This window comes from Kitasatospora sp. NBC_01287, assembly GCF_026340565.1.
GTDB lineage: Bacteria > Actinomycetota > Actinomycetes > Streptomycetales > Streptomycetaceae > Kitasatospora.
The window spans coordinates 7,339,602-7,352,447 of record NZ_JAPEPB010000001.1; the positions used below are offsets into that span (position 1 = coordinate 7,339,602).

Annotated in this window: 13 protein-coding genes and 2 pseudogenes; 5 read left to right on the forward strand and 10 right to left on the reverse strand. The window is 70.5% G+C overall.

Annotated elements, in window-relative coordinates; translation table 11 throughout:
- The first annotated feature begins 11 nt into the window (after positions 1 to 11).
- Complete coding sequence (locus OG455_RS32030) at positions 12 to 1,235, forward strand: cytochrome P450 (protein WP_266299745.1); 1,224 nt, start codon at positions 12 to 14, stop codon at positions 1,233 to 1,235.
- A gap of 383 nt (positions 1,236 to 1,618) precedes the next feature.
- Here OG455_RS32030 and OG455_RS32035 read toward each other — a convergent pair.
- From OG455_RS32035 to OG455_RS32050, 4 genes and pseudogenes are all read right to left on the reverse strand, one after another.
- A pseudogene (locus OG455_RS32035) lies at positions 1,619 to 1,792 on the reverse strand (amidohydrolase); the annotation flags it as partial.
- Positions 1,789 to 2,442 (reverse strand): LUD domain-containing protein, encoded by a 654-nt coding sequence (locus tag OG455_RS32040; RefSeq protein WP_266299747.1) that lies wholly within the window; start codon positions 2,440 to 2,442, stop codon positions 1,789 to 1,791. The gene OG455_RS32040 and the pseudogene OG455_RS32035, both read right to left, overlap by 4 nt.
- The gene (locus OG455_RS32045; RefSeq protein WP_266299749.1) at positions 2,439 to 3,899 is read right to left on the reverse strand and encodes a LutB/LldF family L-lactate oxidation iron-sulfur protein; all 1,461 of its coding nucleotides are present in this window, start codon (positions 3,897 to 3,899) and stop codon (positions 2,439 to 2,441) included. The genes OG455_RS32040 and OG455_RS32045 overlap by 4 nt, the downstream gene beginning before the upstream one ends.
- Positions 3,896 to 4,636 (reverse strand): (Fe-S)-binding protein, encoded by a 741-nt coding sequence (locus OG455_RS32050; protein ID WP_266299751.1) that lies wholly within the window; start codon positions 4,634 to 4,636, stop codon positions 3,896 to 3,898. The genes OG455_RS32045 and OG455_RS32050 overlap by 4 nt, the downstream gene beginning before the upstream one ends.
- A gap of 355 nt (positions 4,637 to 4,991) precedes the next feature.
- Here OG455_RS32050 and OG455_RS32055 point away from each other — a divergent pair, with 355 nt between their 5' ends.
- Positions 4,992 to 5,465 (forward strand): hypothetical protein, encoded by a 474-nt coding sequence (locus OG455_RS32055; RefSeq protein WP_266299753.1) that lies wholly within the window; start codon positions 4,992 to 4,994, stop codon positions 5,463 to 5,465.
- Between the two features lie 85 nt (positions 5,466 to 5,550).
- On the opposite strand, the gene OG455_RS32060 is transcribed toward OG455_RS32055, so the two are convergent.
- From OG455_RS32060 to OG455_RS32070, 3 genes and pseudogenes are all read right to left on the reverse strand, one after another.
- Positions 5,551 to 6,612, reverse strand: a complete 1,062-nt coding sequence (locus tag OG455_RS32060; protein WP_266299755.1) for a helix-turn-helix domain-containing protein — start codon at positions 6,610 to 6,612, stop codon at positions 5,551 to 5,553.
- Between the two features lie 176 nt (positions 6,613 to 6,788).
- Positions 6,789 to 6,941: pseudogene (locus OG455_RS32065) on the reverse strand (response regulator transcription factor); the annotation flags it as partial.
- 3 nt (positions 6,942 to 6,944) lie between these two features.
- Complete coding sequence (locus tag OG455_RS32070) at positions 6,945 to 7,160, reverse strand: hypothetical protein (protein ID WP_266299757.1); 216 nt, start codon at positions 7,158 to 7,160, stop codon at positions 6,945 to 6,947.
- Between the two features lie 1,156 nt (positions 7,161 to 8,316).
- Between OG455_RS32070 and OG455_RS32075 the strand changes: the two genes are divergently transcribed.
- Positions 8,317 to 8,598, forward strand: a complete 282-nt coding sequence (locus OG455_RS32075; RefSeq protein WP_266301032.1) for a MerR family transcriptional regulator — start codon at positions 8,317 to 8,319, stop codon at positions 8,596 to 8,598.
- A gap of 290 nt (positions 8,599 to 8,888) precedes the next feature.
- Here the strand turns inward: OG455_RS32075 and OG455_RS32080 are convergent, their stop codons facing one another.
- On the reverse strand, positions 8,889 to 9,251 hold the full coding sequence (locus tag OG455_RS32080) for a LysR substrate-binding domain-containing protein (RefSeq protein WP_266299759.1): 363 nt from the start codon (positions 9,249 to 9,251) through the stop codon (positions 8,889 to 8,891).
- Positions 9,252 to 9,977: 726 nt separating this feature from the next.
- Between OG455_RS32080 and OG455_RS32085 the strand changes: the two genes are divergently transcribed.
- Positions 9,978 to 10,127 carry a hypothetical protein gene (locus OG455_RS32085; protein ID WP_266299761.1) on the forward strand — a complete coding sequence of 50 codons (150 nt, stop codon included), beginning with the start codon at positions 9,978 to 9,980 and terminating at the stop codon, positions 10,125 to 10,127.
- Positions 10,128 to 10,209: 82 nt separating this feature from the next.
- Here the strand turns inward: OG455_RS32085 and OG455_RS32090 are convergent, their stop codons facing one another.
- Both OG455_RS32090 and OG455_RS32095 read right to left on the reverse strand, forming a co-directional pair.
- On the reverse strand, positions 10,210 to 10,731 hold the full coding sequence (locus OG455_RS32090) for an NUDIX hydrolase (protein ID WP_266299763.1): 522 nt from the start codon (positions 10,729 to 10,731) through the stop codon (positions 10,210 to 10,212).
- A gap of 362 nt (positions 10,732 to 11,093) precedes the next feature.
- Positions 11,094 to 11,669, reverse strand: coding sequence for a TetR family transcriptional regulator (locus OG455_RS32095; RefSeq protein WP_266299765.1), 576 nt, complete (start codon positions 11,667 to 11,669; stop codon positions 11,094 to 11,096).
- A 159-nt stretch (positions 11,670 to 11,828) separates the two neighbouring features.
- Here OG455_RS32095 and OG455_RS32100 point away from each other — a divergent pair, with 159 nt between their 5' ends.
- Positions 11,829 to 12,710 (forward strand): SDR family oxidoreductase, encoded by an 882-nt coding sequence (locus tag OG455_RS32100; RefSeq protein ID WP_266299767.1) that lies wholly within the window; start codon positions 11,829 to 11,831, stop codon positions 12,708 to 12,710.
- The last annotated feature ends 136 nt before the right edge of the window (positions 12,711 to 12,846 follow it).

Sequence of the window (12,846 nt, forward strand, 5' to 3'; positions counted from 1 at the left end):
AACCCAAGACGATGACCGAAGTGCCGCAGAACCAGCCGGTGATGTTCAACCCGTTCACGCCCGAATTCATGGAGGACCCCTATCCGCACTACGCGGAGGTGCGCAGGCACGTGCCGGTGCACGAGCACCCGGGCGGCTTCTGGATGCTCTCCCGGTACGAGGACGTGCTCGCGCTGGTGCGGTCCGGGCTCTCCGTCGAGCAGCGCCACGTCGCCCCCGGACCGTTCCGCGACGCCTACACGAACGCGGGTGTCACGGACGACCCGAGGCTGAAGGGGCTGGCCCTGCTCGACCGGGACCCGCCGGACCACACCCGGCTGCGGAAGCTGGTCAGCACGGCGTTCACCGGACGCGCGATCAGCGCCATGGAGCCGCAGATCCGCTCCCTCGTCGACGACGCCCTCGACGGGATCGCCGAGGCCGGCGGCGGCGACCTGGTCGAGGCGCTCGCGTTCCCGCTGCCGTTCATGGTGATCGCGCGGATGCTCGGCATGCCGCCCACGGACAACAAGCGGCTGCGCGAGCTCACCAGCATGCTGATGCGCTCCGTCGAACCGACCACCGACCCCGAGGTGATGAGGGCCGTGGAGGCGGCCGACGCGGAGCTCTTCGAGCTCGTCGGTGAAGCCGTCTCCTGGAAGCGGAGCAATCTCGGTGACGACCTGCTCAGCGCGCTCATCACGGTCGAGGAGGACGGCGAGACCCTCAGCCACGACGAGTTGATCGCCCAGGTCGCCATGCTCTACATCGCGGGTCACGAGACGACCGTGAACCTCATCTCCGGTGGCGCCCTCGCACTGCTACGCAACCCGGACCAGCTGGAACTGCTGCGAGCCAAGCCGGAGTTGGAGCAGAACGCGGTGGAGGAGTTCCTGCGCTACGACTCTCCCGTGCACAACAGCAGGCGGATCACCCTTGAGCCGTACCAGGTCGGCGGGACCGAGATTCCGCCCGGGTCCTTCATCCTCGCCAGCCTGGCCGCGGCCAACCGGGACGAGGACTTCTTCGGGCCCGACGCGGCGGAACTGCGCATCGACCGGGAGAAGGCACGCCGGCATCTGTCCTTCGGCAGCGGGATGCACCTGTGCATCGGCGCGACGCTGGCCCGTATCGAAGGCAGGGTGGCCATCGGTGAACTGGTGCGCCGTTTCCCCGGCGTGAGCCTGGACGGCGAGGTCGAGTGGAACGGACTGCTCAGCCTGCGCGGGGCGGCACGACTGCCGATCCGGGTGTGAGCCGCGGCGCCGGGGGCGCGCCACAACGTCGGCCCGGCGCCCGGCAGTCGAGCCGGTAGAGCGTGTCCCTGTCTCCGGCGACGCATGCGATCGGACCGCACGCGTCGCCGGACGGCGCCACCGCGCCTGCCGAGAAAGCCGTCCTCAGGCCTCAGGCCTCAGGCCTCACACCTCAGGTCTCAGGCCTCAGGCCTCAGGCCGGTGATCGGCCACGCGTCCCACGGTCGCGGCGCAGGACGCCGGGCGGGCGGGTCGGTGAAGGCGATCTGCTGCAGAAGCATCTCCTGGACGGCCTGCATGGCCGCGAAGTTGCCTTCGAGAGTGAAGGGTTGGTAGGTGAGATCCGAAAATCCCCCGCCGGTCTGGTCTCCGTTGAGATGGAAGAGGACGGTGGCGCTGACGCCGGCCGCCTGCGCGAGCGGGTGCGGGTCGGTGGGGGAGAAGTCGCGGCGCAGTGGGGCGAGGGGCTTGCCGGTGATCCAGTCCTGGTCGCGGACGGTGAGGTCCCAGACGTGGTGGTGGGCGTCGACGACATGGGTGCGCGGGGCTGCGGTCACGAGGGCTCCGGGGCGGTGACGATGATGACGTCCAGGGTGCGGGGGCCGTGCACGCCTTCGACGCGGTCGAGTTCGATGTCGCTGGTGGCGGACGGTCCGGAGATGAAGGTGAGCGGGCGGGTGGGGTCGAGCCCGGCGAGGGCGTCGGGGACGTCCGCGACGATCTGGTCCGCGGTAATGAGGCACAGGTGGTAGTCCGGGACGAGGGTCAGCGCCCGCCGGCCCTGGCCGGGGCCGGCGTCCAGGACGATCGTGCCGGTGACGGCGATGCCGAGTGCGGCGGTGCTGATCGTGCCGTCCAGTTGGTCCAACTCGGCGATGCTGAGAGACGGTTCGTCGCGCGTCCAGGTCCCGGTCGGGAGCTGCTCGATGGGGAACCCCGGCGGCACGGCGACCCTCGTGGCGCCGCGCGCGGCCAGTGCGCGGGCGATCGCGTCCGGCAGCCCCTCGGGGGTGCTGCGGATGACGGTGGCGCGGTAGTCGGCGACCCGTTCGGCGAACAGCTCCACCAGGTCGCCCTCGGCGTGGCTGCGCAGGTAGTCGCGCGGTACCGGGACGGACTCGGGTGCCTCGTCGTCGGGGACGTCCGCGAGGGCGGCGCGGATCCGGCCGATGATCTCCTGACGGCCACTCTTCTGATGGTCGGTCAAGACTGCTCCCGGTTCTTGCGCCACCAGGCGCGGAAGGATTCGGCGGGCGGTACGGGACTGTCGCGGGCGTCGGACCAGCCGCGCAGCGGTCCGGGCAGCCGGCCGATCCTGCCCTCGCGGGCCAGTGCGCGGCCGCCGAGCGCGGCGGCCTTCTGGGCGGCCGCCAGCCGGGCCGGGGAGGCGAGCACGGCAGCCGCCGCCTTCATCGCGAGCGCCTCGGCGGTGGGTGCGTGGCGGCTGCGGCGCTTGGCCTCGACGACCTCGGCGCGCAGGTGGACCAGCACCTCCGGGATGTTGATCTTCACCGGGCAGGCGTCGTAGCAGGCCCCGCAGAGCGTGGAGGCGAACGGCAGCGACGCCGCGTGGTCCACGCCGGCCAGCTGCGGGGTGAGCACGGCGCCGATCGGGCCGGGGTAGACCGAGCCGTAGGCGTGGCCGCCGGTGCGCTCGTAGACCGGGCAGACGTTCAGGCAGGCCGAGCAGCGGATGCAGGCCAGTGCCTGGCGACCCACCGTGTCCCGCAGCGTGGCGGTGCGGCCGTTGTCCAGCAGTACCAGGTGGAACTCCCGCGGCCCGTCGCCGGGCGTGACGCCGGTCCACATCGAGGTGTACGGGTTCATCCGCTCACCCGTGGAGGAGCGCGGCAGCAGTTGGAGGAAGACCTCCAGGTCGGTGAAGGACGGCACGACCTTCTCGATGCCCATCACGGTGATCAGCGTCTGCGGCAGGGTCAGGCACATCCGGCCGTTGCCCTCCGACTCCACCACCGCGATCGTGCCGGTCTCGGCCACCCCGAAGTTGGCCCCCGAGACGGCGACCCTCGCCCGCAGGAACCTCTCCCGCAGGTGCAGCCGGGCCGCCTCGGCCAGCGCCCGCGGCTCGTCGGACAGGCCCTCGGGCGCGGGGCGGCCCCAACGGCCCATCTCCCGCAGGAAGATCTCGCGGATCTCGGCCCGGTTGCGGTGGATGGCGGGCACCAGGATGTGCGAGGGCCGGTCCTCACCGAGTTGCACGATCAGCTCCGCGAGGTCGGTCTCGTAGGCGGTGATCCCGGCTTCGGCCAGCGCCTCGTTGAGTCCGATCTCCTGGGTGGCCATCGACTTGACCTTGACCACTTCGCGCTCGCCGGTGGCCCGCACGAGTTCGGTGACGATCCGGTTGGCCTCCTCGGCGTCCGCCGCCCAGTGCACGGTGCCCCCGGCCGCCGTCACCGAGCGCTCCAACTCCTCCAGATACTGGTCCAGATGGCGCAGCGTCCGGCGCTTGAGCGCCTCCCCGGCCTCGCGCAGCTGCTCCCAGTCGCTCAACTCCCCGGTCACCGCGAGGCGTTTGTCGCGGATCGTGCCGGTGGCCCGGCGCAGGTTGCCGCGCAGCTGCGGGTCGGCGAGCGCGGTGCGCGCCGCCTGGGGGAAGGCGGGTGTGTCGAGCCAGACCAGGCCGTCGCCGGTACCACTCATCGCCGGTCCCCTTCCGTGGCGGCCAGGATCTCGGCCAGGTGCATGGTCCGTACCCCGCTGCGTTGTCGGGACAGGCCGCCACCGATGTGCATCAGGCAGGAGTTGTCGGCCGCGCACAGCACCTGCGCGCCGGAGTCGTGCACGGCGCTCATCTTGTCGCTGAGCATCGCGGCGGAGGTGTCCGCGTTCTTCACCGCGAAGGTTCCGCCGAACCCGCAGCACGACTCGCAACCCGGCAGGTCGACCAACTCGATCCCGTCGACGGCGCGCAGCAGCCGGTACGGCCGCTCGCCCAGGCGTAGTCCGCGCAGCGAGTGGCAGGTCGGGTGGTAGGCCACCTTGCGCGGGAAGTGCGCGCCGACCTCGGTGACGCCCAGCACGTCCACCAGGAACTCGGTGAACTCGTGCACCCGAGGCACCAGTTCGGCAACCCGGCGGCGCAGCCCGGACGGGCCGTACTGCTCGGCCAGTACCGGGTGGCCCTCCCGCACCATCCCCGCACACGACGCGGACGGCGTGACCACCGCGTCGTACTCCGCGAAGGTCTCCGCGAAGCTCCGCACCATCGGCATCGCCTCGGGCCGGTAGCCGGTGTTGAAGTGCATCTGGCCGCAGCAGGTCTGCTCCTGCGGGAACTCCACGGTGTGGCCGAGGCGTTCGAGCACACTGACCACCGCCCGGCCGGTGTCGGGGAAGAGCGTGTCGTTGAAGCAGGTGATGAACAGGGCGATACGCACCGCTCAACTCCCTTCCGGTACGGGGACATCATGGTCCGGCACGTCAGGGCATCCGCACGTCAGGGCATCCGCGCGTCAGGGGATCCGGTGCCACCTGACCCGTAGCGTTCCCAGAGTGCGGCGAGTTAGACACCAGCCGTCGCACGCCCGGCTCGAAACCGTGGCCCGCGACGTCGAGCTCGGTGACGGCGGTGCTCCATGGGTACTGGCATGTCACCTGACTTGGCCGGATGGGATTCTCGGCAGGCGCAGCGTCGGGGCTGGTCTGCCAGGAGGGCTTCGGGAGGGAACTGGATCGTCAGATCCCTTTGCCTATAGTCTCATTGGACAATCAGACGAGGTACGGAGGAACGTCTTGCGCACTTTCTCGAAGGCACTCGGGCTCCGCCGCACGATCGCCATGGCCGCCGCCGGAGTCTCACTTGCCGCCGGCGTCACCTTCCTCGGCGCCGGGGCGGCCCACGCCGATGCCCAGCTGTGCGGCGCCGTCAACCAGGGCGGCGCGGACGGCTCGCCGTGGAACCACTGGGAGCTCACGCCCTGCATCGTCGAGGCCAATGACGGCGGGTTCTACACCAGGACCTACCTGACCGGCGGCAGCACCGACGTGCGGGTCTACAGCGGCGTCTACGACTCCTGCAACGGTGTCACGTACGGCGTGAACGGCGACTCGGACGCCAACCACTTCTTCCAGGGCCAGTCCGGTTGGTTCACCACCGGCGAGGTCTACGGCCTGCACTGCTCGAACGGCCTGTGGGCCATCTCGCGGGTCTTCAGCAACGGCAACGGCTCGCCCTGGGCCTGGTCGAACGGCATCGGCGCCCAGTAGCGGTCCGGAACGGGCGGCGCGGCATCGACCCGCTCAGGGTCGTTCCCATGTCGCCGTCAACTTGACCCGGTCCTTCAGGGCCGGGTCACGTTGATTGGTAGATCGGTTGGCTGTGCTGTCGAGGAAAGGCCGCCACTTGCTCCACCATCCGTGGCCGCGGGTCGACCGGCACTGAACGGGCCAGCGGGCCGTCAGCTGCTTCGGTGGTTCGGAGCGCGCGCCACGTGCGTGGGGGGACGCCGTAGGCTGCGCGGAAGGCGCGGCTGAAGTGGGCCGGGTTGACGAATCCCCACCGCTGGGCGACCGCTGACACCGTGGGCGACGTCCGGCCGTGCCGGGCCAGGTCGCGTGCGCAGGCCTCCAAACGGCGCTGCTGGATGAGCCGGCTCACCGTGACGCCCTCCCCTTCGAAGAGGCGGTGCAGGTAGCGCACCGAGATGTGATGGGCGCCGGTGATGGTCTCCGGTGAGAGCTCCGGGTCACCCAGGTGGTGGTCGATGTGCTCCCGCACCCGTTGGACGAGATGGCCGTCTCTGGCGTGCGGGTCGGTGGCCGCCGCCCCGGTGAGCTGGGCGACGAGCGTGCTGAGCAGGTCGGTGACGCTGCCGGCCAGCCGGTCGCCGACGGAGGCCCGGCAGGAGTGCGCGCAGGCGGCGAGGGTGTCGAGGAAGGGCAGCAGGACGGCTCCGAACGCCTCGGCGGAGGTGACGGTCGTCCCCGCCACCTGCCGGATGTCGTGCTCCGCCGCCCCCAGCAGTCTGCACGGTAATTGGAGCAGGTGGGTGCTGAAGTGCTCCGGGTAGTCGAGGGTGTACGGCCGCGCTGCGTCGTACAGCACGAGGCTGCCCGCCGGTACCTGTGCCCGGCGCCCGTCCTGGGCCAGTACGGCGCGGCCGGAGACCTGTACCGCCACCCCGACCTGCGCCTCGGCCTGCGGGGACCGCGCGATCAGCGCGGCCGTGCGGGTCACCCGCATCGCGTCCGCCTCCAGCGTGGACACCCGCAGGTATCCCAGCCGGTGCGACACCAGGCGGCCCTCGAACGGCCGGTCGGCCAGCGGCACCACCTCCACCGGTACCAGCGTCCGCGACACCGCCTCTCCCCAGAATCGCGCCTTCTCGTCATCCGGGACCGAATCGGTCGTCACCAGCGAACCCACCTGACTGCCCCTCTCGGCTGTACCCCTGCGGAGTCAGTCTGTTCCGCGGGTCGGCCGGCGTTGTAAGTCATCTGACTGTCGCTCCGCAGAGCGGGGGAGGGTGTGCGCTGTCGGACCAGGCGCGGTGCACGGGCAGCACCGGAATCGCCGGACGCCTTCGGGTCTCAGGAGGCGTCGAGAGCGTGGGCGGGCGCGGCCCGGGAGGTGATGCCGAGCTTGGGGAAGATCTTGTAGAGGTGCGCCGCGACGGTGCGGGGCGACAGGCGCAGCGCGTGGCCGATCTCCTTGTTGCTTCGGCCGGTCGCGGCGAGTCGTGCCGGCTACGGGGGGCCTGACCGTCGGCTTCGGCGAGGGTCGAGCGCATCGCTCAGGGCGTGCAGGTCGGTGATGGTGACCTGTTCGGCGAAGCGGGTCAGCAGCCGCCGCAGGCTGCGCTGGTCCCGGTCACGGACGGCTTCGGCGAGGGCGGCCAGTACGGACGCCCGCGCGTGCGGGCCGGGCGTGCGCACCGGCCGCGTCGTCTGTGGCCCTTCCATCGTCGCCTCCCGTCCGTGGTGCTGCTCGTTGCCCCGGGCCGCGGGTGCGGACCGCCCTCCTGCGGAGCGAAGACTACCTTCCGTTCGAACACCGAAAAATCTGTGCTGGCTGGAGTAGACATTGCCGTCGGCTGTGGTTAGTGTTTCTCTCGTAGACGCAGTCAAGCGGTACCCGCCAGACACGAACTGGCGGGGAGCATTACAGAACGGTTGCGGGGTCCTGAAGCCAGGGCAGGTGCAGTAAGGCGACAGGACCGGTGGCCGGGCCGGGCGGCCCGCAGGTATCAGGGGCCCGCCAACGAGCGGTACCGCAGTTCAGCAGGTGCAGTACTCAGCAGGTGAGCAGTACGTGGGACACGCCGGGCAGATGGGCGTGAAGCAGTGACGCAACCGGCGCGGCCGTGGAGTTCCGAAGCCAGAGCAGGTGCAGGACGGCAACGGGACTGGCGGCCGGGCCAGGTGACCCGCAGTGATCAGGGGTCACCGATCAGCGGTACCGCGGTAGTTGTAGGTGCAGTAACAGCAGGTGAAGTTGAGTGAAGCGGTACAAGCAGTCGCGGTTCGAGGTATCCCAGTGAAGGCGCCAGGCTGCGGGCGCGCGTGCTGGGAGTCCGGGCAGTGGGGTTCCAAGCCGAGCAGGTGAGCGGGACGGGCGACGGGGCTGGCTGTCGGACCAGGTGGCCCGTCAGGGCCGTAGCAGTATCAGGTAGTTGAAGTTCAGCAGTACCGAGAAGTACCCGTGTGCGCAGTACCGAGCAGTTCGCAGTACCAGTGGTTGGCAGTACCGCAGTTCGCAGTATCAGTCCGTACAGAGGATGAACGGAGGGACAGAGCGCCATCAGGATCGCCCGGCCCGTGAGGCATTCACCCGGGCGGACACCGCAGACCCCCTTTTGAGTACGAGGACGGTGGTTTCCGGTCACGCATACGCGATCCCCGCACACCCCCACCGTTGGGGAGTTGCGGAACAAGGAACCCGGCTCAGGCCGGTAGATGGTGTTGTTTCCCCTTCGGGGCCCCGGAGCCGATATGGCGCCGGGGCCCCTCGACGCGTTCCCCAGGAACCAAGAGAGGTGCAGTGACTACGACGACCGACAGGCCCCACACCCCCGCCACGCCCAACTCCTTCGACGACGACGACTACCCCGCCTACACCATGGGCCGCGCCGCCGAGATGACCGGCACCACCGCCGGATTCCTCCGCTCCCTGGGTGAACAGGGCCTGATCACCCCGCTGCGCTCAGAGGGCGGCCACCGCCGCTTCTCCCGCTACCAACTGCGCATCGCGATGCGCGCCCGCGACCTCGTCGACCAGGGCACCGCCATCGACGCCGCCTGCCGCATCGTCATCCTCGAAGACCAACTCGAAGAAGCCCTGCGCATCAACGACCAACTCCGCCGTTCCCAGCACGGCCAGGAACCCGCGGCCGACACCTGACTCGACCATCCGCCCGGCTCACGAGACCGGCCCGCGGTGAGTGACAGATGCTCACCGCAGGCCACCCGGGGAATCCGTCGCCGGTCCACGAGCCGGGGCCTGCGATACCAGCCCCGACGAGCGGAACTCCCAGCGCGGTACGGCAGATAGGGCCCGTTCAGGCGGGCAGTAGGAGTGAGGGTGCCACCCTTGGGTGCAGTGGCCGGGGGCAGTCGAGGGTGAGGCTTCGCTGACGGTTACGGCTTGGCGAATCGCCCCTTTCGGTACTGGGCGGAGAGTTGGGCCTCAGCTCAGCACGGAGAGCCAGGTTGTGGTCCCGACGGTCCGGCATCCGTTGCGTGCAGGTGACGGTCGATCACGGTCTGGTCGCCTTGGACGATGTCGACGAACACGTGCGAGCAGCGCAGGTAGTCGTCGAGTTGCAGCTGCGTGTGCGCGCTGAGGGGGTGGTCTGTGGACATGACGCAGACGAAGGTCTCCTCGAACAGTTTCTCGGAGCGCAGGGCGGGCGGCGGGGCCACGCCGTAGAAGACGATGTCGGTGAGTCCTCGGGTGAGGTCCTCGAAGACGCCGTCGTGCCAGGCCCGGAAGGTGACGGTGGAGTGCGGTGACTGCTGGAAGACGCGTTGGAACAGCGCGGGGCCGAACACCATCGGGGGTAGTCGGTGCCGGCGAGCCGGAAGGACTCGGCCGCGGCGGCGGGGGCGAACGTCTCGCCGGCGAAGAGGAGCCCTGGCCCGCGCCGGGCACACCGTCTACGCCGGACTGCGCGAGACCACCGGCCGCAACGCCCCCGCCGTCGCCGAGATCCAGCACAAGGCCCCCCTGCACGGCGTGGACCTGCGCCCCATCGAACTGGACGTCACCTCACAACCCTCCGTCGACGCCGCCATCGACCGGATCATCGACGAACAGGGCCACCCCCACGGCGAGCGCCCCTTCCGCGTCCACATCGACCCCAGCCGCGACGGCAGCGACGTCGTGTCGACAGTCGCCGACCGCATCCGCGCCGACTTGCGTCGACGACCATCGGCAGACGTACCTTCAGGGAGTCGACGCCGACCCGGGAACACGGTCACGAACAGGCCGGGGCGGGGCCTGTGTTCCAAGCACGTGGGCCCCGCCCCGGCGCAGTAGTCGCTTCGCGCACCTCGCCCACCGCACTCGCAACGGTCCGGGCCTGTGCGCGGTGGTGGCCTACGAGGCCGACAGATCGACCCGCACACCTGGCCGAGTCCTGCCCCCCGCACGCCGGTCATGCACATTGCCACGAAACGAGAACGCCGGGCCGGCGCCCGGTGAGACAAGGATGTAGACGTGCCTGGGGGCACTGCACCATGGAGTGGCCCGACGGCACACGGCGAGAGGCATGGCTGCGGTTGGGGGACGCACAGAAGTTCACCGTCACCGCCACCGCCGAGGTCGCCCGACGCCTGGCCGAACAGGGCCTACCCGCCGGCTCGTACACCCCGGCCGCACTCTTCGGCCCCACACTCGCCGTGGACCTCGGAGCCACGTTCATCATGTGACACGAGTCGCCGCACCAGCCCGGTAGGCCACCTTGGACAGGAGGCTCAGGCATCCGCCACAGGACGGACTCCCCAAGTCTTTTCAACGGTTGGCGTTCTGCACGGCGCCGGTGGTCTCGGCGCACCCAGCCACGAGGGCCTGGCGGCGTGCCTCGTGACGCACCTCAGGCCGGTCGGCGGGGTCCTCGTTGGAGAGGCGGAGGCAGGCCGCTGCGGCTGCGGGCACCCAGATCACCGGTGCCTGGTCTGGGTCATCCTGCTCGGTGGCGGCGACGGCGAGGTGGAAGCCGGTCGGCAGGTGGGCGGCGAGGAGCAGGTGCCGGCAGCGGAACGCCGCGCTCTCGCCGGGGCGTAGCGTCTCCTGGTCCCGGGCGAAGCGCAGCACCGGCGGCGCGGGCAGATGGGCGGTGTCGAAGCCGAGCTCCTCGAGCAGCTCCCGGCGCGGCGCCGTCGGCGCGTCCTCGCCGTGCTCGGCCGGGCCGTCGGGCAGGGAGAGCTGCAGGCCGGCGGGGCGCTGCCTGCGGATCAGGAATGACCGGCCGTCGTGGACCAGGACCACGCACACCCGCACGCGAACCGGCCTGGTGCTCGTGTCAGCGGTCACGGGTGCCCTCAGGTCGAGCAGGCGGGCTCGTGCCAGGTCGTGCGGATGCCCCGGCCGCCTGGGGAGATGTGCTCGCTGGAGCAGGTCCGGCAGCCTCGCGCCCCGAACCGGAGCAGCGGCGGCGTGGGCGGGGATGGCGGGCGAGGCCGGGCGACGGCGGCCTGTGGTCGAAGGTGCCGTCATGCCGCAGGCTCTGCCCACCCCCCGTCACACTGAGCCCCGCCGCCACCCGGATGGAGCGCCCTGCCCGTTCTCACCGGCCGCTGACCTGCACTGACACTCGGGGCTGACCAGCCCTGACCTGCACTGACACTCGGGGCTGACCAGCCGACGTCCGTCCGGGGCGGGGTGTGTGTGCCGGGTCAGGCGTCGAGCTCGGCGGCGCGCACCTGCAGGTCGCCCAGGGCCGCTTGGGCGAGGGGCGGGAACGGTTCGTCGTCGTCCGCCTCGATCCAGCGCTCGGCGGCGATGGCGAAGGCGAGCATCGCCACTTCCGCGCCCAGTCGGGCGGTCAGCTCGGCCGTGCCGCGTTCGCGCAGGGCGGTGCTGATCGACGCAGCGATCCGGGCGTGCTTGAGCAGTCCCCGCTCCTGCAGTTCGCTGTTGGCCGCGACCACCCGCCTGCGCTGGACGGCCTTGGCCCGCCGCTGCGGGGTCATGACCGGGTCGGTGGCCGCGAACGCCGCCCGCAGGCACTGCGCGAACGTCGCGTCCGCGGCGGCGGCGCGGATGCCGTCGGCGAACAGGCCCGCCAGTACGTCCTCGCCGCCGAACAGGACCTCGCGCTTGTCAGTGAAGTGGCGGAAGAACGTGGCGCGGTTCAAACCGGCGCGATCCGCGATCTGCGCGACGGTGGTCTCGTCGAACCCGTTCTCCACGAACAGGTCCAACGCCGCGCTCTCCAGGCGCTCACGTGCGTCCGGTGCCCATCTGCTCACCACCGCAGTCTATGCGAAGCGACCAGGTCGCATCATCCTGTCGAATGATGCGACTTAGTCGCATGGCTGCGGTACTGTTGATGCAACAGAGTCGCATCAGTCTCCCGCGAGCGAATCTGAGCTGCGCGTCCTCGGCCGCGCCGTCACCAAGGAGTCCCCATGCGTATCTTCGTCACCGGTGCTTCCGGCTGGATCGGCTCAGCCGTCGTCCCCGAACTCATCGACGCCGGGCACCAGGTCATCGGGCTGGCCCGCTCGGACGCCTCCGCGCACGCGGTCGCCGCGATGGGAGCGGAGGTGCTGCGCGGCGACCTGAACGACACCGACGTGCTGCGCGCCGGCGCTCTGGGCAGCGACGGCGTCATCCACCTGGCCTTCGTCACTCCCAGCACGAGCGAGGCCGCGACACGAACGGACGCCAAGGCCATCGAGACGTTCGCCGCCGCCCTCGCCGGCTCCGGCAGGCCCCTGGTGATCTCCGGCGCCACACTCGTGACACCCGGCCGGCCCACGACCGAGCACGACGAACTCGTCGCGGCAGGACCCGTCGCCGCCCGCATCGCCACCATGCGGGCAGCGCTCGCAGCAGCAGAAACGGGCGTGCGCACCTCCCTGGTCATGCTGCCCCGCTCGGTCCACGGCGAGGGCGAGCGTCACGGCTTCGTCCCCCAACTCATCGCCACGGCCCGGGCCAAGGGCGTCTGCGGCTACATCGGCGACGGCACCGGCCGCTGGCCCGCCGTCCACGTCAAGGACGCCGCGACCCTCTACCGCCTTGCCGTCGAGCAGGCACCCGCCGGCTCCGTCCTGCACGCCGTCGGCGACGACGGCGTGCCGGTCCGCGAGATCGCCGAGGCCATCGGCCGACACCTCGACCTACCCGCACACTCCGTGCCCGCCGAGGAGTTCAACGGGATGCTCGTGCGCCTCCTCGGCACCGACATGCCCGCCTCCAGCACCATCACCCAGCAACTCCTGGGATGGAAGCCCACCCACCCCGGCCTCATCGAGGACATCGAACAAGGCCACTACTTCCTGTGACCAACCACCGACAGCAGGCGCGAGAAGCCGTCCTCCGCAGTGATCCATCCGGGCGCCGGTTCGAATGCGTGACTCGATCGCGTGATCTCCACGGTTTCACGGTTTCACGGTTTCGTTTCTGCTGATGATGCAGGTC

Coding starts and splice junctions, on each gene's coding strand:
- OG455_RS32075 (WP_266301032.1), top strand. CDS start 8,317: ATGGGCCGCGCCGCCGAGATGACCGGCACCACCGCCGGATTCCTCCGC.
- OG455_RS32045 (WP_266299749.1), bottom strand. CDS start 3,899: ATGAGTGGTACCGGCGACGGCCTGGTCTGGCTCGACACACCCGCCTTC.
- OG455_RS32080 (WP_266299759.1), bottom strand. CDS start 9,251: ATGGTGTTCGGCCCCGCGCTGTTCCAACGCGTCTTCCAGCAGTCACCG.
- OG455_RS32070 (WP_266299757.1), bottom strand. CDS start 7,160: ATGGAAGGGCCACAGACGACGCGGCCGGTGCGCACGCCCGGCCCGCAC.
- OG455_RS32100 (WP_266299767.1), top strand. CDS start 11,829: ATGCGTATCTTCGTCACCGGTGCTTCCGGCTGGATCGGCTCAGCCGTC.
- OG455_RS32030 (WP_266299745.1), top strand. CDS start 12: ATGACCGAAGTGCCGCAGAACCAGCCGGTGATGTTCAACCCGTTCACG.